Below are 21,298 nucleotides of genomic sequence, written 5' to 3'. Positions count from 1 at the left end.
GAACCACCTTCGAATCGCACGCGAATTACAGGACGCGTCCGACAGCCTAACTCAAATACTATGCACCATAGTATTTAGGGGTGGTTCAAGTCAGCAGGACCGCGCACGCTGCGGCGGAGACCGCACTGAGGGTGAGGATTGCCATGGCGGCCGGCACCACGAGCGGCAGCACGGCGGCGGCAGCGTAAGCGCCTGCTCCGGTTCGGCTCGGTGTTTGCGCGCTCGTATCGAGGTGATGCAACCGCGCGGCGGTCGAGTCCCCGATCAGGCCCAACGCCCACAGTGGCCGCGCTGAATGCGCCTGCGAGACCGTCGACAAGGCCGAACGCACAGTGTCGGCGCTGGTGACCGCGGCCGCGGACCGGTCCGCGGCGACCTCGACCAGAACCCGCACCGCTGCAGGTGCTGCGGCGAACAGGGGAACGCGAGGAAGTGCTTTGGCCAGGATCTCGCAGATGTTGACGATGCGGTGGTGGCGCCCGCGCAGGTGGGCACGTTCGTGTGCGATCACAGCTCGCTGCTGATCGGGATCGAGATGGGCGAGCAGGCCTTCGGTGGCCACGACGTAGCCCGGGCGACCGTCGATGCTGTAGGCCAGCGGGAGCGGGTGGTCGAGCCACATGATCGGTTCGGGTCCGGGGTCCGTGCGCGCGACGACGGCGATGACATCGCGGTGATAGTCGCGGACTTTGGACCGGGCTCGAAGCTGACGGCGAGTCGAGCGCAGGACGCGCGCCGACGCCGACGCCGCGAGGACGACCGATGCCCCGGCTACAGCTTCCCCGATCCACGGCTGGGCCGCGTGTTGCAGCGATCCCAGACAGCGGACGGCAAGTTCGACCATGCCCTCAGCGGGCGCATGGCCGGGCCAGAGCAACACGGCTACCGCGGATCCCACGAGAAACAGCACCCCGGCGATGCTGCCGATCCATGCGGTCAAGGCGAGAGTAGGGCTCACGGTGCGGGTGAGAGAGGTCAACGGCTGCGGCAGGGCGACGGCCGCGATGATCGCCGCGAGGAGCAACACCAGCGCGACGATCACCGGTTCACGTCCGGCAGGTTCCCCCGCAGAGCGTCGAGCTCGTCGTCGGTGACGGTTTTCGCGAAATGCATCAGCACCGCGGCCGAATCGGTACTGGTGTCGAGGATTTCGCGCAGCGCCTGCGAGGTGGCCTCCGCGCGCGACTGCACCGGGGAGTACAGGTACGCGCGTGACTGCTTGGTCCGCTCGACCCACCCCTTCTCGTGGAGATGGGTCACGACGGTCAGGATCGTGGTGTAGGCGGGGTTTCTGTCGGCCATGAGTTCACGCAGGTCGTGGACCGACTGTGGTCGGTCACATTCCCAGAGCACGTTCATCACCTCCGCTTCGAGATCACCGAGCCTTTTCATCGCCAGATCTTCTTTCCTTGTCGTGTCAGGTGATATCGACTCCGCGTGCCGACAGCCACGCCGTCGGGTCGGACTTGGCACCGTCGGGTTGCCACACTTCGTAATGCAGGTGGGGTCCGGTGGATTGGCCTCGGTTGCCTACCGTAGCAATGAGCTCGCCGGCTTTCACGCGTTGACCGGCGGTGACGAGCGCCTGGTCTATGTGCCCGTACACCCCGATCGTGCCGTCGTCCTGACGAATACGCACCCACAGGCCGAACCCTTGCGCCGGCCCTGATTCGATGACCTCACCGTCGGTCACCGATACGATCGGCGTCCCGATCGTATTGGCGATGTCGAGTCCGTAATGCGTTGTCCCCCAACGTGGCCCAGAACCGGAGGTCAATGTGCCCGACACCGGCACCACCGAGAGCGGGCGGCGCGCCTCGGCGTCGCGTGCTGCGCGCTCCGCCGCCCGAACTCCCCCCTCGGCGAGTTGCTCGGTCATGCGCTGCGCGAGTCGGCCGACGTCGAGATCGGGCAACTGCAACACCTGCGGGGGTGAGGCAACGACCGGGCTCGGCGGCAGGACGCCGGCGGGAGGTCGATCGATACTCGCAGCGCTCAGTGCCACACTGTCCTGCGACCCGGTGTTCGGAGACGTCGCTGCCGCGGAAAGGAAGGCACCGACCGCGACCGACGCAGCGATGGCGCGGCCACCCGGCTTCGGCACCCGGCGGCGATGAAGTCCGCGGCGAGCACTTCGCGACACGGGCTGGACTACATCGCGGTCACCCTCGTTGTGCGTCGTCTCGTCCGGACCGGCCACGTGCGCCGCCCACATCGACGCGGTAGCGCCCGCGCCCGCGGTGTCCCAGGCGTCGCTGACCGCGTGAGCGGTTCCATCCGGTGCGGGCGTCTGCGCCGCGGGCGTGTGCTCGTCCTCCGACAGAGTGTCGGAGTACCCGGCATCGGCGGGCGACTCGGTCACGAAACGTGAGGGTGCGAAGTCGGCCCGTCGATGACGGGGGCGATCGGTGAGCGCCGTCGGCCTGTGGCCGACGGGCATCGAGATCACGCCGGCGCGCGCCGGCGCTGCGCAGTCGTCGTCGATCGGATCGGGTGTGCGGTGTCGGGCCAAGATCACAATCCTTGGTGGCTACGAGGCCGAGGCCTCGCTCGAGATAACGAAATGGTGACGGTCAGGCCACAGGTTACTACTATCGACCATAGTTTTTCCATCCCACTCGACCCGGATTCGCCCATACCGCTGGTCACGGTCCTCGGAGGACATCCCCCGCACTGCGGCGACTCTGACCGTGAACGGATTCTGCGGGTATCAGGGGTGATCCCGCCGAGAGGACAGGCCACCGAGCATGGTGTTGTACGCCTCGAGTTCGGTATCACCTTGATCGTCGATTCGGCGATCTCGTTGCCGTGCAGCGCTCTCGTCGGCCGCCGACCACCGGACCGCGGCGAGAACCGCGGCAGCGAGCAACGGCAACTCGCCGATGCCCCACGCCAGAGTGCCGCCGCGCCGCTGGTCTGCCAGCAGGTCGGCGTTCCAATCCAGACGCAGTCCGCTGTAGAAGCTCGCTCCGAGCGCGGTCTCGAGATCGATCGTCACGACGAGGAAGAATGCGAACCCGGCCAACGCGGTGATACTCGCGAGCAACTTCGTCAGTCCCGCGATCGGTCTCGGTACCGGGTCTTCGCCGACCGTGCCCCAGAACATCACCATCCCGACGGTCAGGAACCAGCCCTTCATCACCATGTGTGCCACATGCGAGTCGGCGACGGTGTCGAACACTCCGCCGGGGTAGAGCAGGTAGAAGCTGCTCAGGAACACCGTGGTGCTGACCCACGGGTGGATCGCGATCCGGGCTGCTCGGCTGTGCCATGCAGCCCGGAGCCATTCGCGCGAGCCCGGTGCGTCGGCTGCCGGCGCGGTCGGCAGGACCGAGGCGAACAAGGTGGCCGGTCGGCCGAGGACCAACAGCAACGGCACGGCGATGGCGACCGCGGTCAGTCCCGCCATGTGCACGCTGAACATCGCCGGGCTGTAGAGCCCGACCCCGGACGAGGTCGCCACGAGCAGCACCGCAGTGCCCATCAACCAGCTCGCTGTCCACCGCCTCTGCCATGGCAGGCCTACCCGCCGGCGGCGCCGCACGGCCACCAGGTACAGGACGGCCGCGATCACCGCAGCGGAGCCGAACACCAGGTCGAAACGCCACTCGAACGCCAACCGCGCAGCGGTGGGCGGGCCGTCCAACACGTAGCCCAAGGCTTCTTCGTGCGCCTGAGGTAGCGAGGCGTCCTGCGGCGGGGGCGGGGGAGTGCGACCGAGTGCAACCGCCAGGCCCACTGTGGTGACGAGAACGAGGGTCTCGATCATCGACAACGTGATCAGGGATCTGCGGTTCTCGGGATCGTGGGCCAGAGCGCCGACCGTTCGTCGTCGCTGTATCCACCCGAGGGTCCCCACGATCGCCAGGGCTGCGATCTTCGCCAGTATCAGAGCGCCGTACGTCGAATCCCACAGCGACGTCACGGGTACTCGCACGGCAGCGTTGACCACTCCGGAGACCGCCATGATCACGAACGCAACCAGAGCGAGCGTCGAGTAGCGGCGGGTCGCGACGGCAAGGTGTCCACCCCCGCGCAGCGCATGAGCGAGAAGTGCGAGGAGTCCGCCAACCCACAGAGCGGCGGCGAGGATGTGCAGGATCAACGAGTTCGTCGCGATGTCGTGATTGCCGCCGGTCGAGGAGTGGCCGGTGACCGCGCGCGGGATCAACGCGAGCATCGACAGGGCGAACAAGGCGGGGGTCCACCGATGCCGCAACACTGCCGCGCATGCTGCGGCGGTGATCGCCGCGACCGCAGAGGTGATGGCCCATGCAGTGGAGGCCTCGACATCGCCGATCGCACCGAGGAACTGCACCGGTTGCGCCGCAACGGATCCGACAGGTTGACCCGACGCGTCCGAGAGTGTCAGCGGCACCAACGCCGCCGCGCACACCGCCCACACAGCGGAGGCCTTCGCCGCGGTGCGGACGGCGATGTACCCGTCGATGGCGAGCACACCCGACATTTGGGGAGGAACGAGGAACGCTGCGAGAAGCAACGACCCCACCGCCACGACCGCGGCTACCTCTCCGAGCGCGGTCAGCGCCGGAATACCGTAGGTCGTGATCGGTCCCGGATCGGGAAGCCCGAGCAGAATCAGCGCCTGCGACGTCGACAACGCCGCGAGCGCAGCGGCCACCACTGCCGCGATCGCGGCCCACAGCAGCATCACCTGCGAACCGGAGCGTCGATTCACCGGACCGCGGGTCGAGAGTGCGGCTTCGGTGGCCATGTCGTCGGTGGCCATGACGCGGCACCCCTTACGTGGATGATGTGTGGCGGGAAAACTGTCGGCCGGCAATATCGGCACGGCTGCGCGACCAAGTCGCGCAACCGAGATCGAACTACTACGAATCATAGTTCTGCGCCGACGCAGTGCGGCCGCGCGGGCAGCAGCTTCCAGCGAACACGACACTTGCATATATGCGCATATCGCAATATGTTGTGTTCCTGCTATCGAACCACGCCGAGAAGGGGTACCCACGATGGGACACGGACATGGCCACGGGATAGAGCCGGGATCGCCGGCGAGCGCATCCGGTAAGCACCTCGGGCGACTGTGGATCGCTGTCGGTCTCGGGGCGGTTACGTTGGTGACGCAGGTGGTAGTGGGTCTGTCCACCTCGTCGCTGGCGTTGTTGTCCGATTCCGCACACGTGTTCACCGACGTGTTCGGGGTCTTGATGGCGATCGTGGCGATCACACTCGCACAGCGGCAGTCTCGCAAGACCGGCCGCACGTTCGGACTGTATCGAGCCGAAGTGTTCGCGGCTCTGTTCAATGCAGTGCTGCTCTTCGGTGTCGCTGGGTGGATTCTCTACGAAGCCGCGCAACGCATCACGAACCCACCGGAGGTGCCCGGGATTCCGGTCATGTTGGTGGCACTGCTCGGTCTGGCCATGAACCTCATCGCGTTCCTCCTTCTGCGTAGTGGTGCGAAAGAGAGCCTCAATGTTCGGGGTGCGTATCTGGAGGTGATGGCGGACATGCTCGGCTCGATCGGAGTGCTCGTCAGCGGACTGGTCACCGTCGTGTTCGGGTGGCGGTACGCCGACCCGGTCATCGCGGTCGCCATCGGGTTGTTCGTTTTGCCGCGTGCATTCACTCTGGGGCGTCATGCCGTACGAATTCTGCTGCAACACGCTCCGTCGGGCATCGATGTCGCCGCCGTGGAAAAGGCCCTGACCGGTGTCGACGATGTCGAAGAGGTACACGATCTGCACATCTGGACACTGACGTCGGGGATGGAGGTCGCTTCGGCGCATCTGACGGTCGCCCCGGAGGCCGAGACACCCCGGGTGCTCGCTGCAGCGCAGCAGGTTCTCCGCGACGAGTTCGGTCTCGAACACGCCACTGTGCAGGTCGAACCCCAGGAAGGCGAAGGCCGTTGCCGAGAGGTCAATTGGTAGGCAGGTCTCGACCCGGTGCGAGATCGGCACGCCGTGCTGTCGTCGACACGGCAGCGATGTACCGGAACCGGCACCAGTCGGGTGGGGGCACAGAGTGGGTCCTCGATTGCCGCACATCGGCCCGGTCGACACCGTTCACCCCGAACCCGTCCACCTCGCATGTTCGGCCGCCCGGTGATGGATCAGTCGACTGTGAGGGTATCTACGGTTCTGGTCACGGCGCGGTTCGGCAGTGGCTCGGTAGCGGGGCTGCGCACGACCACCCCGTCGGTGATCGAGAAGGCACTGTTGTGGCAGGGGCACTCGATCGTGCCGTTGCGGACTCGGTTCACTGTGCACCCTTGGTGAGAACAGATAGCCGAGAAGGCCCGGAAGGTACCGGGTTCCGGTTGGGTGACGACGACCTGCCGGTCGGCGAGCACGATTCCACCGCCGACAGGAACATCGTTCACCGACAAGGTGATGGGACCGTCGGAAGCGGTGTCCTCACCGGACGGGGCTTCGCCGACGCTGCATCCGGCGGCAGCCAGGCACGCTGTAGCGCAGCTCGTAGCGAGAAAAATACGGCGCGGTAGCGCCGGGATGTTGTCGCTCATGCAGCAGGTTCCCCTCGGTGCGCCTCGGTGCGCCTCGGTGAGCGAGAGGCGACGATCGCTTGTCGGTGGTTGTGGTCGAATATGTTTCGAGCCGTTCCGGTGTCGATCACTCTCACTGTTCGAGCGAATCAGCAAGATTGTCCTGTCGCGAATGTGTCTGCACTGCAGGGCATTCGATTCGAGCACCGAGGTATCTCATGCAAGTTCACGATTCGGCGCTGTCGGGCACTGCGGGCCGAGGGGTAATCTTTGTGGCCTCTCGCGTGAACAGTGCCGCCCCGATCATCAGCACCACCCCGCAGGTGATGTAGATGTCGGCGAGGTTGAATGTCGGCCACCAACCGGTGTGAAAGTAATCGGTGACCGCGCCGTCGAGGAGCCGGTCGAGGACATTCGAGAGTGCACCGGCGAGGACCAACGACAGCGCTGCCGTGGTGACCGGACCCGCGTGAGGCGCGGTACGCCACCCGTAGATCGCCAACCCGGTGGTGATCGACGCCGTCACGGCGACGACGACCCACACGGGCAGAGAATCACCCAGGCTGAACGCCATTCCGCGATTGAAGGCCAGTCGCAGCTCGAGTATCCGCAGCGGAATCGTCGAGCCGGGCAACGCCGCCTGCGCCCAGTAGTCGACCAGTAGAGCGGCAGCGACCAGAGCCAGGACAAGGGCGGTTGCGGCGGCGCGGAGCCGAGCGGCTGCGATGGGGGAGCGGGTCACTGGTCCTCGTTCTCGGGTGTACACCGTGCGTACGTCCGGGTGCACCGCAGACGGTGCAGGTGACCCCGGATTTGCCAACACTTGAAATACTATGCACCATAGTAGTTGATGAATACCGTCGATTTCTCCGCCACCCGATGCGTCGTGTCGCCGTGAGGGCGGCGGCACCCTCGTCATGAGGGCGATGCCCGATGCCGAACCCGGGCCCGGACCGTCCTGCGTCGACCGAGGTCGAGTGTGGCGGCTGTATCGGACAAGTCGAGGTGAAGGGCCCCGAACCTGGGCACGTCTGACCGCAGCGGCAACTTCGGGGCTGGCGATGTACGCCACGTTCCCGCCCCTAGATCTGTGGTTTCTCGCTCCGGTAGCAATTGCAATGCTGCTGTTGGCTGTGCGCGGGCGAGGGGCGCGTGCGGGGGCCGGCTACGGCTTCGTTGCCGGCTCGGCGTTCTTCGTGCCTCTGCTGCCGTGGGTGGGGGAGTACGTCGGATCGGTGCCGTGGCTGGCGCTGGCCGTCGTTCAAGCCCTCTTCGTGGCGATGTTCGGCGCAGTAGCGGATCGGATGTCGCGACTGCCGTGGGGGCCGGTCTGGGTGGCGAGCGCCTGGGTGGCGATGGAAGCGGCACGATCTAGGATCCCGTTCGGCGGATTCCCCTGGGGCCGCATCGCATTCGGTCAATCCGACGGGCCGCTGCTGCCTCTGGCTGCGTTGATCGGCGCACCGGGGTTGTCGTTCGTCGTGGTGCTGATCGGGTCCGCTCTGGCCGGCGCTGTTGCCTCCGATCGCATCACCCGCAGAACTGCAGCAGCGTCGTGCATCGGTGCGGCCACTGCTGTAGGGGCGCTCACGATGGTGGCCCCACTGTTCGCTCCGCCGCAGCAGGACACGGTCACCGTCGCCTTGGTGCAAGGCAACGTCCCGCGGCTCGGTCTCGACTTCAACGCCCAACGACGAGCGGTGCTCGACAACCACGTTCAGCGCACCATCGAGCTCGCCGACGACATCGACTCCGGCCGCGTACGCGCACCCGATCTGGTCATCTGGCCGGAGAACTCCTCCGACATCGATCCCCTGCGCAACCCCGATGCCGCCGCACGTATCGCCGCCGCGGCCCGCGCCGTCGGTGTGCCCATTCTCGTCGGCACGGTTCTCCGCCGAGACGACGGCACCACGAGCAACACCTCGATCGTGTGGGATCCGGTCACCGGGCCCGGGCAGAGGCACGACAAGCGGCAACTGGTGCCGTTCGGGGAGTACCTGCCGATGCGCACGATCGTCACCGCACTCTCTCCCTATGCCGCCCAGGCAGGAAACTTCACCCCGGGCCAGGGCAACGGCGTCCTCGACCTCGCCGGAGTGCCCGTGGCGGTGGCCACCTGCTACGAGGTCGCCTTCGACTCGTTGCTCACCGACTCCGTGCGCGCCGGTGCCCAGCTGATCGCAGTGCCCACCAACAACGCCACTTTCGGTCGGACGAACATGACCTATCAACAACTCGCCATGTCGCGGGTACGAGCGGTCGAACACGGGCGCAGCGTCGTCGTGTCGGCCACCAGCGGCGTCAGCGCCGTCATCGATGCACGCGGGGAGGTCGTCGGGCGCACGGAGCTGTTCACCCCCGCAGCTGTCGTCACCGAGGTGTCACTGAGCACCACCCTCACCCCGGCGACGATCACCGGCAGCGTTCCGGAATGGATTGCCGCCACCGGCGCTGGTGCAGCACTGGCGTTCTCGCTGCTGCGCCGACCACGCTCCATCACACCGAACCCCGCAAACTACTATGTCGCGTAGTATTTAGATGGTGGTCGGTGAAGGGCGTGCGGAGATGACGATCGACGAACACCCCCGTGCGCACTCGCCGGGACTGGTGCGCAGAACAGTGGCGATGCTGCGCAACCGGTGGCGACAACTGACGTCGATGCGGACAGCGTTGGTGCTGCTGTTCCTCCTCGCCGCCGCAGCTGTCCCCGGCGCTTTGCTGCCGCAGCGCAATCTCAATACCCAGGCCGTCGATTCTTTCATTGCCGCGCGTCCGGTTCTCGGGCCGGTGATGGACACGCTGGAATTGTTCGACGTGTTCGCGAGTTCCTGGTTCACCGCGATCTACGTCCTGTTGTTCGTCTCGCTGATCGGCTGTCTGACTCCCCGGTTGATCGAGCACGGCAAAGCTCTTCGCGCACAACCTGTTCGAGTACCGCGAAACCTCACTCGACTACCGTTGCATCATTCGGGCACCCTCGCCGGTGACCCCGAGAAGGTGATCGCCGACATCGCGCGGCACTTGAAAGGGTGGCGTACCGCCGTTCGACCCGAGCCCGATGGGGCACTGACTCTCTCGGCGGAGAAGGGCTACACCCGCGAGGCCGGGAACCTGCTGTTTCACTTCTCGCTGATCGGTCTGCTCGCCGCTATCGCGATCGGCAAACTGTTCGGCTACGAAGGCTCGGTCATCGTCATCGCCGACAACGGGCCCGGTTTCTGCAACACCTCGCCCGCGATCTACGACTCCTTTCGCGCCGGTAACAGCACCGACGGCACCGGACTCGAGCCGTTCTGTATCCGGGTCAGAGATTTCACCGCCGACTACCTCGAGAACGGTCAGGCCGAGATGTTCACCTCGAACATCTCCTACCAGAGCGCCGACGACATCGCCGCCGACACCTGGCGCGAGTATCAACTCAAAGTCAACGAACCCCTCCGGCTCGGCGACGAACGCATCTACCTCACCGGACACGGCTACGCCCCCGAGTTCACCGTCACCTTCCCCGACGGCCAGACCCGCACCGAAGCCCTGCAGTTCCGCCCCGACGACGCCACCACGTTCCTCAGCAGCGGCGCGCTGCGATTCGACCCACCCGGGGGGACCTACGCCACCGCCGCCGAACGCCGCCGAGGGCAGATCGCCATCGAAGGACTCTTCGCGCCCACCGCGCAATTCAACGGAAATCTGCTCTCCTCCCGCTTCCCGGAATTGGTCGATCCCGCTGTGGCAGTGGACATCTACAAGGGCGACACCGGTCTCGACACCGGCATCCCGCAGTCGATCTTCTCCCTGGACCAGGAGATGATCAACCAGGGCCGGCTGGTGAAACAAGACCGGGTCAACCTGCGGCCCGGAGAATCGACAACCCTCTCCGACGGCACTCTCGTCCGGTTCGACGGTGCCAAGGAATTCGCGAATCTCCAGGTCGGATACGACCCCGCGCAGCGGTGGGTCCTCGTGTTCGCGGTCACGATGATGACCGGACTGCTGGTGTCCCTGGTCATCACACGCCGCCGCGTCTGGTTCCGGGCCCACCTTGGCGAACACGGTCTCTCGCGAGTGGACATGGGCGGCCTGGCTCGCACCGATCACGCCGGCTGGGGACCCGAATTCCAGACCCTCCGGTCACAGATCTGGCCGCAGGCAACTTCGAGCGACTCCGAGACCCACGACAGAGAAACGGTGTAACACCATGCCGATCGACGACACCCTCGCCCGTTGGAGCGACATCAGCTTCGAGACCGCCTTCGTGGTCTATCTCCTCGCAGCAATCGCATTCCTCGGTCAGCTCGCGACGACCCGTAGCGCGGAGCTGCACAATATGGAGCGACTGCGCACGCGGGTGATCGCAGCGACATCGTCGACGCCCGGTCGCATTCCCGACGCACCCCGGCGGGTTCCGTCCGAACGCATGGGCCGTACCGGACTCGGGCTGGTGATGGTGGCGCTGACGTTGCATGTCGGGTCGATCGTTCTTCGCGGGATCGCCGCCGGCCGCCCGCCGTGGGGCAACATGTACGAATTCGTCTCGGTCACCTGCGCGGCCGGTGTACTGGCTGCACTGGTGGTGCTGCGCTCCAAGCAACTGCGCACCCTGTGGTTGTTCGTCCTGGTGCCGACGTTGATTCTCCTGTTCGTCGCCGGCACCGTGCTGTACGCCAACGCAGCACCGGTGGTACCGGCACTGCAGTCGTACTGGCTGCCGGTGCACGTCTCGATCGTCTCGCTCGGCAGCGGGGTGTTCTTGATCTCCGGGGTTGCGAGCGCGCTGTTCCTGATCCGCATGAAGCATCCCGAGGCCTCGGGTAGTCGAGCCAGCCGGATCGTCGCCCGTCTGCCCTCCGCTCAGACTCTGGACATCGTGGCGTACAAGACCACGATCTTCGCATTTCCGCTCTTCGGCGTCGGCGTCATCCTCGGTGCCATTTGGGCCGAAGCCGCATGGGGCCGATTCTGGGGCTGGGACCCGAAAGAAACGGTCTCCTTCATCACCTGGATCGTGTACGCCTCCTACCTGCACGCCCGCGCCACCAGCGGATGGCGCAACACCCGCGCAGCATGGATCAACATCGCCGGATTCGTGGCGATGCTGTTCAACCTGTTCATCATCAACATGGTCGTCTCCGGGCTGCACTCCTACGCAGGCCTGAACTGATGACTCCCGCTACGTGCCCCCCAGCGCGTCCGCAAGGTCCTGCGGAATGGGCATCGGCGACATCAGTCCCGCCTCGACCCGGCCGGTGTTACCGGCCGGGTATCGCCCCGACCACGATCCTGGAGCAGCGACCACGATCCGAATCAACTGGCCCCAGGATTCGCGCCGATCGTGTTCTGTCACCGCAGCTTTCAACATCGCGGCGTGGTTGCGAGTATGCAACCACGGATAGGGCTGCGAGAGGATGTGTGCTCGTTCGAGGTGGTACCAGCGCACCTCTGTTGTCGATGCCCCTGCTGCTGCGGTCATTTCGATCTTGTAGAGCCTGCGTGCAGTTCGATCACCGCTCACAGGTCTTTACCTTTTTCCGCGGAAGAGTTCGCCGTACGCGGGGGTCGATGTGCAGCAGGTACATCCATCCGAGCACCCGGAGCTGCCATCGTCTGCTCCGATCGCCGATGGTGACGTTGCGGTGGTGGAGGCCAGTAGGTTCCCAGATGCAGGTGCGGTGTTCCTCGGCGTCGGAGCCGGAGCGCAGCAGGCATCCGCGAAGGCCGCTGCGGGTGCGATCGTGACGTTGAGGGCACCGGACGCCGCGGGCGGGGGCACGAAACCGTCCAAGGGCGTGGTGCGGGCGGCGCGAATCGCATTGGCAATGACCAGGACTTCGGCGAGTTCGTGGACGAGCACCACGGTGGCCAAGCCCAGGACACCGGTAGCAGCCAGTGGGACGAGCACGCCGATGATGGCAATCGACAAGGCGATGTTCTCGATCATGATGCGCCGGGCGCGTCGAGCGTGGGCCAGCACCTGCGGTAGATGCCGGAGGTCTTCCCCCATGAGGGCAACATCGGCGGTCTCGATGGCAACGTCGGTTCCCATCGCGCCCATGGCGATACCGACATCGGCGGTCGCCAAGGCGGGAGCGTCGTTGATGCCGTCGCCGACCATGGCAATCTTGCGTCCGGCCGCGATGTCGGTCAGCAGGGCCGCTTTGTCCTCGGGCAGTAGTTCGGCGTGGACGGCGGTGATGCCCGCCTGGGTCGCCAGAGCCTGCGCAGTGAGCGCGTTGTCGCCGGTGAGCATCGCAGTGTCGATACCGAGCGCGGTGAGTTGGCGGACAGCCTCGGCGGCCTCGGGCCGCAGTTCGTCGCGGACGGCGATCGCAGCGATCAGAACTCCGGCGCGTTCGACGAGAACGACTGTGGCACCGCTGCTCTGCAGACGAGCGACGTCGGCGCGGAACACCTCGGAGCTGGGGTGTGTGTCGAACCAGCTCGGTTTCCCGAGCCTGATCGCGGCACCGTCGAGGGTGCCGGTCAGGCCGTGCCCGGCGATGGCAGTGACATCATCAGCGGCCGCGACGGTCGACACGGAGGCCAGTACGGCGCGGGCGAGTGGATGCTCGCTGCGCGCTTCGAGCGCAGCAGCAACAGCCAGCGCGGCGTCGCGGCCGATTCCCGCAGCGGTGACGACGTCGACGACCTCCGGTCGTCCCGCAGTGAGGGTGCCGGTCTTGTCCAAGGCGACGACGCGAATGCGGCCCAGCTCTTCCACTGCTGCACCGCCTTTGATCAATGCCCCGTTGCGGCTCGCAGCCCCGATCGCCGCCACCACCGACAGCGGCACCGAGATGGCCAACGCGCACGGTGATGCCGCGACCAGGACCACCAGTGCGCGTTCGAGCCACAACATGGGGTCACCGAGCACCGCACCGACGCCGGCGACGAGTACGGCGAGAACCATGATCGAGGGCACGAGCGGACGTGCGATACGGTCCGCGAGCCGTTGGCCGGCCCCTTTTCGGTCCTGGGCCTGTTCGACGATGCGGACGATGCGAGCAAGCGAACTCTCCGATGCCGGCGCGGTGACGGTGACCTCGATGGCCCCGCCGCCGTTGATGGCACCGGCATGCACCTCGTCACCGACACCGGCTTCGATGGGCACGGACTCGCCGGTGATCGCAGACACGTCCAGATTCGTCGAACCGCGAGCGATGGTGCCGTCCGTGGCAGCTCGCTCACCCGGCCGCAGCACCATGATGTCCCCGATCACGACATCGTCGGGGGACAGGGCCTGCTCGGTTCCACCGCGCAGGACAGATACCGTCGGCGGCACCAACGACAGGAGTGCGCGCAGTCCGCGGCGGGTCTTGGTGACCGCGTATTCCTCGAGTCCCTCGGCGACGGAGAACAAGATACCGAGCATCGCGGCCTCGGGGATCTGGCCCAATGCGATGGCACCGAGGAGCGCGATCGTCATCAGCGTGCCGACACCGATGCGTCCGTGTCGCAGATTTCTCACCGTCGCGGGAACGAAGGTGACGGCGGCGATCGCGGCAGCGATCAGAGCGCCGACGGTCGCAACCGCATCGGCACCCGTTCGACCGAGCAACCACGATGCGACCAGGATGATCGTGGCGGCCGAGGCGAGTTGCAGCTCGCGGACCTGCCACAACCTCGGGAGTGCATCGGTTGGAGCTGGACCTCCCGTGTCCGCACCGTCAGCAGTGGATTCGGTGGTCGGCGCTGCCGGGGTAGGTCCGCAGCACGCGTCAGCCATGATCGACCCCGGTGAGATCAGCGGTGGCCGAGGCGGTGGGCAGTGCCTCGGTCAGTGTCGTGAGCAGTCGGGTGCCGCGGTCGGTGAGCGAATACATGACCAACTTTCCGTCTCTGTTCGATGTGACGGCGTCCGCGGCTTTGAGTTTGCGGAGATGGTGGGAGACCAGCTTCTGGCTCTGTCCCACGATCCACGCGATGTCGCAGCCACACATCTGCCCGCCGGCGTTCAACGCGAGCGCGATGGTCAGTCGGGTGGGGTCGCCGAATGCTCGGGCAGCGTCGGCTACCGGTTCGATATCGCCGACCGCGGGCAGAGTAGCGCGCACTCTCTCGGCGTAAGGGAGGTCCATACACAACAGATCGCACGAGTCCAGAGGTTCCAAGGCCATGGGCACAATCTAACAATCATGCGATCGTTAGGGAAGGACCATTAGTCAACGTTCGTACGATTGTTAGTGTCATAGCGGTCGAAACGCCCATATCGGGCCCATTGATCAATCCGAACGAATCGAGAAGGTGGTTGTATGAGCAGAGCGTTGAAGATTTCCTTGTCCCTGGTGATCGTGTTCGCCGCCGCGTTGGCTGTATTTCTGGTGGTGGATCGATCGGGGTCTCCGGATGCTGCCGCCGCCGAGCAGGCCGCGACCGACCCTGCCTCGATTGCGGTGCGCGAGAACAGTCATCGGTTGAACTCGGTGCCCGACGGCCGGGTCACGTTCGTGGAGTTCCTCGACTTCGAGTGCGAGGCCTGCCGATCGGCCTACCCGGCGATCGAGCAATTGCGTGAAGAGTACGGCGACCGGGTGAGCTTCGTGGCCCGCTACTTTCCGATCGCCTCGCACTTCAATGCCGAACGAGCCGCACGCGCAGTCGAGGCCGCGGCCCAGCAGGGCGGATTCGAGGCGATGTATCAGCGCATGTACGAAACGCAGGCGCAGTGGGGCGAACAGCAGGTTCCGCAGGACGAGTTGTTCCGCAGCTTCGCCGTCGAGCAAGGGCTCGACATGAGCGCCTTCGATGCCGCCTACACCGACCCTGCGACGCTCGCGCGCATCGAGGCCGACGTCGCGGACGGGATCGCGCTCGGCGTGCAGGGCACCCCGACGTTCTTCCTCAACGGCACCAAGATCGAACCCACCACCTACGGAGACCTCGCCGATGCCCTCGACGCTGCACTCGGCTGACCTCCCAGCGAACGAGACCCGACAAGGTGGATCGTTCGGCCGGAGCCTGCCCTGGCTGCTGTTGGTGGGCGGCCTGATCGGCCTGACTGCCGCGTTCGTGCTCACGGTAGAAAAGTTCGCTCTGGCGCTCGATCCCGCCTACGCCCCGACCTGCAGCATCAACCCGGTGCTCAACTGCGGATCGGTGATGGACACCCCGCAGGCGTCTGCGTTCGGATTTCCCAATTCCCTTCTCGGGATCGCAGGCTTCGCCGTCGTGGCGGCAGTGGGTGCCGCCCTTCTCGCCGGTGCGGTGTTCGCACAGTGGTTCTGGGGCGCAGTGCAGGTCGGTGTCACTGCTGCCGCAGTCTTCGTGCACTGGCTGATCGCGCAGAGCCTGTACGAGATCGGCGCCCTGTGCCCCTACTGCATGGCGGTGTGGGCGGTCACCGTACCGATCTTCTGGTACGTCACGCTGCGCAACCTCGACCGCGCCAGGTCGAAATCCGCTCTTGGGCAATGGTTTCGGCTATGGCTTGACTCGCTGATTCGCAATCACTCGATTCCGCTGACCGTGTGGTTTCTCGTCCTCATCGCCCTGATCGCGCAGCGTTTCTGGTCGTACTGGTCCACGCTCCTATGATCCGCGACGTACCGTTCGCCCCTCTGCCGCCCTCTCGAGAAAGAAGGTCACGGCGATGACGCGCGGCTGGTCGATCGTCATGCTCGTCGTTGTCGTTGCATCGATCGTCGCACTGTGGCCCCGCTCCGGTGGCGTCGAGGGCGGCCCGTCCGACGTCATCGCCAACAATGTCGCTCCGGTCGGACCCGAACCCACATTGTCCCGCCCGCCGGATGACGCGGCACGAGCAACAGCGCTACCGATGTGTCCGCCGCCGGTACCACGCGAAGGCGGTCCGCTGGCGGGAGTGATAGCGCGCTGCATCGGCAGCGACAGCTATGTCGATCTCGCCGACGTTCTCGGCAGCGAGGCGACGCTGATCAACCTGTGGGCATCCTGGTGCGGCCCGTGCCGCACCGAGATGCCCGTACTCGATGCCTACGCCGCAGAACCCGACGCGATCCCAGTCATCGGAATCGACGTCGAGGACCGACCCGAGGACGCGGCCGCGCTGCTCACGCAACTGGGCGTCCGCTATCCGAACTACATCGACGGCGGCAGCGTCCTGGACGCGCTCTCGGCACCGCCGGTCCTTCCCCTGAGCTTTCTCCTCCACCCGGACGGAACGATCGAGCGCATCACCGACCCGACAGTGTTCGAGACGACAGACCAGATCCGCACTGCAGTAAAGGATTTCACCTCATGACACGTTTTTTCCCTGCGCGGGTCGGTGCGCGCCGTCAAGGCTCCACGCCCACCGCGGCAATGGGATCGATTCTTGCCGTCGTACTACTGATCTCCGGATGCTCCGACGGCGCACAGGCTGCATCCACGGGAGGTAGCTTCGACTTCGTCGCCCCCGGCGGTCGAACCGACATCGTCTACGATCCCCCCGAAACACGCGGTACCATAGGCGAACTCGCCGGCCCCGATCTGATGGAGGAAGGCAAGACGACCGCTCTGTCGGACTACGACGGCAAGGTGGTGGTGATCAATCTCTGGGGTCAGTGGTGTGGCCCCTGCCGCGGCGAAGCCGACGACCTCGAAGAGGTCTACGAGACCACCCGCGAGCGCGGCGTGCAGTTCCTCGGCCTCAACGTCAGAGATCCACAGAAGGACAAAGCGCAGGACTTCGTGGTCGACAACGACGTCTCCTACCCCTCGATCTACGACCCTTCGATGCGGACCCTGATCGCTCTCGGCGGGAACTACCCGACCAGCGTGATCCCCTCGACGCTGGTACTCGACCGTCAGCACCGCGTGGCCGCGGTCTTCATGCGCGCCCTGCTCACCGACGACCTCCTTCCCGTCGTCGAACGGATAGCCGCGGAATGACGACTCTTCTCGCCCAGGACATCGGTTCGGCCTTCCAGAACGCGGCATCGAGCGGGCCACTGCTGCTCGCGATCGCGGCATGCATGCTCGCCGGGTTGGTCTCGTTCGCCTCACCGTGCGTGGTGCCGCTGGTGCCGGGATACCTGTCCTACCTGGCAGGAATCGCCGGTGCCGACGCCCAATCGGCCGATACCCGATCGCCCGGCACCTCGACCACCGGCACGTCGACCACCGGCACGTCGTCGACGGAGCTGGCGAATCGCTGGCGTGTGGCCGGCGCAGCGTCGTTGTTCGTCGCCGGATTCACGATCGTCTTCGTCCTCGCCACAGCCTCGATCTTCGGAGTCATCGGCACCTTGCGCATCAACGAGCAAGTACTTCAACGAGTCGGCGGCGTCATCACGATCATCATGGGTGCAGCGTTCATCGGATTGATACCCGCACTGCAACGCGACACCCGATTCGCACCTCAGCAGATCTCGTCCCTCGCCGGAGCGCCGCTGCTCGGCGGTGTGTTCGCGCTCGGCTGGACACCGTGTCTGGGCCCCACCCTCGCCGGCGTTCTGTCTGTCGCGGCAGGAACCGAAGGTGCAACCGCAGCCCGCGGGGTCACTCTCATCGTCGCGTACTGCATGGGACTCGGCCTACCGTTCGTCGTCCTCGCGTTCGGTTCGAGTTCGGCGATGCGCGGGGTGGGGTGGCTTCGAAGGAACTCACAGAAGATCAAGATCGCTGGCGGTGTCATCATGATCGCCGTCGGCGTGGCGCTGCTGACCGGAGTGTGGGGGTTGTTCATCGCCTGGATCCGCAACGAATTCGTCAGTGCAGTGATCCTGCCCATCTGATCGAGATGTCGCCGAACCACCACGCCGCATTGCATTGTTCGGGTAGCCGAACTATATTTTCAGGGTCCTGACATACTGTTGGTGCTGGAGGGTGTGGTCATGTCTGTGCTGCAGCGCCGATCGTCTCGGCCGCCCTCGAGGTTTCGGTCGGGCCTGGTTCTGCTCGGCCCGGCTTTCGTCGCAGCGATCGCCTACGTCGACCCCGGCAACGTCGCCTCCAACGTCAGTGCCGGTGCGCAGTTCGGATACCTGCTGGTCTGGGTGATCGTTGCCGCGAACGTGATGGCCGGTCTCGTCCAGTTCCTCTCCGCCAAACTCGGCATCGTCACCGGAATGACACTGCCCGAAGTAGTCCGCGAGAAGTCGAGCAGGACTGTGCGACTGGCATATTGGGGGCAAGCGGAGGTGGTCGCCATGGCGACCGACCTCGCCGAAATCGTCGGCGGTGCAATTGCCCTCTACCTGCTCTTCGACCTGCCGCTCCTGATCGGCGGCCTCATCACCGGGGCCGTATCGATGATCTTGCTGGTGGTCCAGGATCGGCGGGGCCAACGGCCCTTCGAGTTCGTGATTCTCGGGCTACTCGGTGTCATCGCCGTCGGATTTCTTGCCAGCGTCGTCGTGGAACCGCCATCGTTCACCGAGGCCGCGGCCGGTCTGATTCCGCGGTTCGACGGCGCGGAAAGCGTGTTGATCGCCGCCGCGATGCTCGGTGCGACAATCATGCCGCACGCGGTGTACCTGCACTCCGGCCTTGCACGTGACCGGCACGGACACCCCGAGGCAGGGCCTGTCCGTCAGCGGTTGTTGCGGATCACCCGGATCGATGTCGGGTTGGCGATGCTGCTGGCCGGGGCAGTGAACATGTCGATGCTGCTGTTGGCGGCATCGACGTTGGGGGGCCGCGAGGGCGTCGACTCCATCGAAGGAGCCCACGCAGCGGTAGGGGACACCCTGGGGCCGGTCGTAGCGCTGCTGTTCGCGGTGGGCCTGCTGGCCTCGGGCCTTGCATCGACATCGGTCGGGGCCTACGCCGGCGCGATGATCATGGACGGCCTACTACGTAAGCGCATTCCGATTCTGGTGCGACGACTGGTGACCCTTGTTCCCGCACTGGCAATTCTGGCAGCAGGAGTCGACCCCAGTCGGGCACTGGTCGTCTCGCAGGTCGTGCTGTCGTTCGGTATCCCGTTCGCGTTGATTCCCTTGGTGCGGTTCACATCGGACCGCATCCTGATGGGCAGCGATGTCAATCACCGGATCACCGCATACGCGGCATGGCTCATCGCGGGAATCGTCGTCGCACTCAACATTGCACTGATCTATCTGACCGTGGCCTGACTGCGCGCGGGTGAACGTGTCCTGCACGCCTGTATTTCAGGACGATCACCGCTCGTGTGGTGATGGTGTTGTGCACGGTGAATCAGCATGAGTGGGTTCTGCCGCCGAAGTCGGGGTCTAGCAGGACGAACCGCCGCACACCGATTGCCCCGCCGTAGAAGCAGTCGACCGGACGTTGCTCGACACACGCCTTGTCCATGACATCGATGCTCGCTCGGCGCGTGTGATGACGTCCCTCACTGCGTCGACTGTCCTGTCGCGGCGGTGGTCTCGCCCGGCACCAGACGCGGCACGTAGCGGACGTAGAGCACCATTCCGATCAACTCCACGAGGGTCTGCGTCACGACCACCACGGCGGCCAGGCTCAACGCCGGTGGTAGCGCCAGGGCGAGTGGCAACACGACCAGCGAGTTACGGGTGGCGCCGGAGAACACCAACGCCCGCGTCGCCGGCACGTCCTGACCGAACACCTTCCCGGCACCGACACCGACGAACGCCATCACGATCAGAAACACCACGAAGATGGCTGCAGCAGCGGCGAGTTGGTCGATACGGCTGCGGATCGAGTCGATCTGGGAGGCGACGACGACCGCGAGTGTCACCATCATCACCGGCACCATCGCCGCTGCCATCGCCTCGATGATTTGCTCGCCCAGACGTCGACGTCGCGCCCACCGCTGCGTCGCCGCAGCCAGCGCCAGCGGGATCACGATGAGTAGAACGAACGCCTCGGCAAAGGGGGCGATGTCGATGATCGAGACAGTCTCGGCCCCGACGAACAACCACAGCCACAACGGCAGCAGGGCGATCTGCAGCAACATCAGCAGCGGTGCCCCGGCGAGGAGGCGTTCCGATGCCGCGCCGGCCAGTCCGCTGAAGACGATGACGTAGTCGATGCAGGGGGCGAGCAGCACCAGTACCACACCGACGAGGACAGCTTCGTTCCCTGCGATGATGCGGGTCAGTGCGAACACCACGATGGGGACGGCTGCGAAGTTCAGAACGACCACCGCGGTGGTGAACCGGGCATCACGTAGGGACCGGCCGATCGCGGCGAACGGCACTGCGAGGAACGTCGCGTAGAGCAGAACGATCAGCACCGGATTGATGGCGTGCTCGAACGTCGGTGCTGCGGAGGGGAAGGACAACCCCACCCCTGCGCCGGCGACGAGTGCGAGTAGATACAGGCCGATCTGGTGGGTGTCCCACCATTGCACCGCCGACGTTCGCGCTGTTTCGGTCATGACGCGCTCACGGGTGCGGTCAAAGTCGACGCCAACCAGCTGCATTGCGGGTCGCACGGTGTCGACGCGTCGGGGGTCTCGTCGAGACGAACCAGCGCGGCGGTCAGCGCGTCCCGCAGCACGGTCAGCTGCGCGATCGACTCCTCTGCTCGGGCGATGTGTTCACGCAGTGCCGGTCGCAGCCCGGACTTCACCGCGGCGCACGAATCGTTCTCCCACACACGCAGCATCGACTTGATTTGCGGCAGAGCGAGATTCAGGCTCTTCGCGGCGGTGATGAACGCCAATCGCTGCTGTGCTCGTTCGTCGTAGACACGGTAGCCGTTCGGGGCTCGGTCCGCCGGAAGTAGGCCCTCGCTCTCGTAGAAGCGCAGCGTTGTCGCTGGCACCCCGGTTGCCGAGGACAGTTGCGAGATCAACAGAGCAGACATGACCGCAGACTAAAGGTTCGAGTCGGCTCGAAGGCAAACCGGCCGAGTCCGGCCCGCCATCGAGTCCGCGGCAGCACAAGGGACGTCGGGCTCGTTGCTGCCTCG

22 protein-coding genes are annotated in these 21,298 nt (G+C 65.6%); 11 read left to right on the top strand and 11 right to left on the bottom strand.

Going from position 1 to position 21,298, the window contains the following annotated elements; translation table 11 throughout:
- Positions 1 to 85: 85 nt before the first annotated feature.
- From CH275_RS28215 to CH275_RS28205, 3 genes are read right to left on the bottom strand one after another with little or no spacing between them, the layout of a single operon-like run.
- Positions 86 to 1,042 carry a M56 family metallopeptidase gene (locus CH275_RS28215; RefSeq protein ID WP_094681418.1) on the bottom strand — a complete coding sequence of 319 codons (957 nt, stop codon included), beginning with the start codon at positions 1,040 to 1,042 and terminating at the stop codon, positions 86 to 88.
- Positions 1,039 to 1,392: a BlaI/MecI/CopY family transcriptional regulator gene (locus CH275_RS28210; protein WP_032382574.1), complete on the bottom strand. Its 354-nt coding sequence runs from the start codon at positions 1,390 to 1,392 to the stop codon at positions 1,039 to 1,041. The genes CH275_RS28215 and CH275_RS28210 overlap by 4 nt, the downstream gene beginning before the upstream one ends.
- 25 nt (positions 1,393 to 1,417) lie before the next feature.
- Entirely contained in the window at positions 1,418 to 2,215 is a 798-nt protein-coding gene (locus CH275_RS28205) for a M23 family metallopeptidase (protein ID WP_094681483.1), read from the bottom strand.
- Between the two features lie 193 nt (positions 2,216 to 2,408).
- Here CH275_RS28205 and CH275_RS29735 point away from each other — a divergent pair, with 193 nt between their 5' ends.
- Complete coding sequence (locus CH275_RS29735) at positions 2,409 to 2,570, top strand: hypothetical protein (protein ID WP_179275013.1); 162 nt, start codon at positions 2,409 to 2,411, stop codon at positions 2,568 to 2,570.
- Between the two features lie 140 nt (positions 2,571 to 2,710).
- Here the strand turns inward: CH275_RS29735 and CH275_RS28200 are convergent, their stop codons facing one another.
- Positions 2,711 to 4,750: a cytochrome c oxidase assembly protein gene (locus CH275_RS28200; protein ID WP_094681417.1), complete on the bottom strand. Its 2,040-nt coding sequence runs from the start codon at positions 4,748 to 4,750 to the stop codon at positions 2,711 to 2,713.
- Positions 4,751 to 4,988: 238 nt separating this feature from the next.
- On the opposite strand from CH275_RS28200, the gene CH275_RS28195 reads away from it, so the two are divergent.
- Entirely contained in the window at positions 4,989 to 5,912 is a 924-nt protein-coding gene (locus tag CH275_RS28195; protein WP_032370892.1) for a cation diffusion facilitator family transporter, read from the top strand.
- A gap of 182 nt (positions 5,913 to 6,094) precedes the next feature.
- Here the strand turns inward: CH275_RS28195 and CH275_RS28190 are convergent, their stop codons facing one another.
- Positions 6,095 to 6,508 (bottom strand): Rieske (2Fe-2S) protein, encoded by a 414-nt coding sequence (locus CH275_RS28190; RefSeq protein WP_057479439.1) that lies wholly within the window; start codon positions 6,506 to 6,508, stop codon positions 6,095 to 6,097.
- Between the two features lie 205 nt (positions 6,509 to 6,713).
- Positions 6,714 to 7,229: a signal peptidase II gene (gene lspA, locus CH275_RS28185; protein WP_052054828.1), complete on the bottom strand. Its 516-nt coding sequence runs from the start codon at positions 7,227 to 7,229 to the stop codon at positions 6,714 to 6,716.
- Between the two features lie 319 nt (positions 7,230 to 7,548).
- Here lspA and lnt point away from each other — a divergent pair, with 319 nt between their 5' ends.
- The 3 genes from lnt to ccsB are packed head-to-tail and all read left to right on the top strand — an operon-like array spanning position 7,549 to position 11,648.
- Positions 7,549 to 9,021, top strand: a complete 1,473-nt coding sequence (gene lnt / locus CH275_RS28180; RefSeq protein WP_254924067.1) for an apolipoprotein N-acyltransferase — start codon at positions 7,549 to 7,551, stop codon at positions 9,019 to 9,021.
- A gap of 34 nt (positions 9,022 to 9,055) precedes the next feature.
- Complete coding sequence (gene resB / locus CH275_RS28175) at positions 9,056 to 10,681, top strand: cytochrome c biogenesis protein ResB (protein WP_254924066.1); 1,626 nt, start codon at positions 9,056 to 9,058, stop codon at positions 10,679 to 10,681.
- A gap of 4 nt (positions 10,682 to 10,685) precedes the next feature.
- Positions 10,686 to 11,648 carry a c-type cytochrome biogenesis protein CcsB gene (gene ccsB / locus CH275_RS28170; RefSeq protein ID WP_094629849.1) on the top strand — a complete coding sequence of 321 codons (963 nt, stop codon included), beginning with the start codon at positions 10,686 to 10,688 and terminating at the stop codon, positions 11,646 to 11,648.
- 9 nt (positions 11,649 to 11,657) lie between these two features.
- On the opposite strand, the gene CH275_RS28165 is transcribed toward ccsB, so the two are convergent.
- From CH275_RS28165 to CH275_RS28155, 3 genes are read right to left on the bottom strand one after another with little or no spacing between them, the layout of a single operon-like run.
- The gene (locus tag CH275_RS28165; protein WP_254924065.1) at positions 11,658 to 11,999 is read right to left on the bottom strand and encodes a DUF3703 domain-containing protein; all 342 of its coding nucleotides are present in this window, start codon (positions 11,997 to 11,999) and stop codon (positions 11,658 to 11,660) included.
- 6 nt (positions 12,000 to 12,005) lie between these two features.
- A complete protein-coding gene (locus CH275_RS28160; RefSeq protein WP_094681416.1) occupies positions 12,006 to 14,210 on the bottom strand; it encodes a heavy metal translocating P-type ATPase in 2,205 nt (734 codons plus the stop codon).
- Positions 14,203 to 14,601, bottom strand: coding sequence for an ArsR/SmtB family transcription factor (locus CH275_RS28155; RefSeq protein WP_027494226.1), 399 nt, complete (start codon positions 14,599 to 14,601; stop codon positions 14,203 to 14,205). Before CH275_RS28155 ends, CH275_RS28160 begins: the two co-directional genes overlap by 8 nt.
- 135 nt (positions 14,602 to 14,736) lie before the next feature.
- Here CH275_RS28155 and CH275_RS28150 point away from each other — a divergent pair, with 135 nt between their 5' ends.
- The 6 genes from CH275_RS28150 to CH275_RS28125 all read left to right on the top strand — a co-directional run bounded on the left by CH275_RS28150 (position 14,737) and on the right by CH275_RS28125 (position 19,518).
- Positions 14,737 to 15,396, top strand: a complete 660-nt coding sequence (locus CH275_RS28150) for a DsbA family protein (RefSeq protein ID WP_032370897.1) — start codon at positions 14,737 to 14,739, stop codon at positions 15,394 to 15,396.
- Positions 15,371 to 16,018, top strand: a complete 648-nt coding sequence (locus CH275_RS28145; protein ID WP_094634693.1) for a vitamin K epoxide reductase family protein — start codon at positions 15,371 to 15,373, stop codon at positions 16,016 to 16,018. Before CH275_RS28150 ends, CH275_RS28145 begins: the two co-directional genes overlap by 26 nt.
- Positions 16,019 to 16,073: 55 nt before the next feature.
- Positions 16,074 to 16,703, top strand: a complete 630-nt coding sequence (locus tag CH275_RS28140) for a TlpA family protein disulfide reductase (RefSeq protein WP_094634692.1) — start codon at positions 16,074 to 16,076, stop codon at positions 16,701 to 16,703.
- Positions 16,704 to 16,762: 59 nt separating this feature from the next.
- Entirely contained in the window at positions 16,763 to 17,332 is a 570-nt protein-coding gene (locus CH275_RS28135) for a TlpA disulfide reductase family protein (protein ID WP_094629843.1), read from the top strand.
- Entirely contained in the window at positions 17,329 to 18,177 is an 849-nt protein-coding gene (locus CH275_RS28130; protein ID WP_094634691.1) for a cytochrome c biogenesis CcdA family protein, read from the top strand. The genes CH275_RS28135 and CH275_RS28130 overlap by 4 nt, the downstream gene beginning before the upstream one ends.
- A 99-nt stretch (positions 18,178 to 18,276) precedes the next feature.
- Positions 18,277 to 19,518, top strand: coding sequence for an Nramp family divalent metal transporter (locus tag CH275_RS28125; protein ID WP_094629855.1), 1,242 nt, complete (start codon positions 18,277 to 18,279; stop codon positions 19,516 to 19,518).
- 236 nt (positions 19,519 to 19,754) lie between these two features.
- Here the strand turns inward: CH275_RS28125 and CH275_RS28120 are convergent, their stop codons facing one another.
- Together CH275_RS28120 and CH275_RS28115 are read right to left on the bottom strand one after the other, a co-directional pair.
- Complete coding sequence (locus CH275_RS28120; protein WP_094629841.1) at positions 19,755 to 20,762, bottom strand: arsenic resistance protein; 1,008 nt, start codon at positions 20,760 to 20,762, stop codon at positions 19,755 to 19,757.
- Entirely contained in the window at positions 20,759 to 21,193 is a 435-nt protein-coding gene (locus CH275_RS28115; protein ID WP_094629840.1) for a MerR family transcriptional regulator, read from the bottom strand. Before CH275_RS28115 ends, CH275_RS28120 begins: the two co-directional genes overlap by 4 nt.
- Positions 21,194 to 21,298: the final 105 nt, after the last annotated feature.

It is taken from the genome of Rhodococcus sp. 06-235-1A (assembly GCF_002258785.1).
In the GTDB taxonomy this organism is placed as follows: Bacteria; Actinomycetota; Actinomycetes; order Mycobacteriales; family Mycobacteriaceae; genus Rhodococcoides.
The sequence above is the reverse complement of the archived record's forward strand: the minus strand, read 5'-3'. Positions and strand labels throughout refer to the sequence as shown.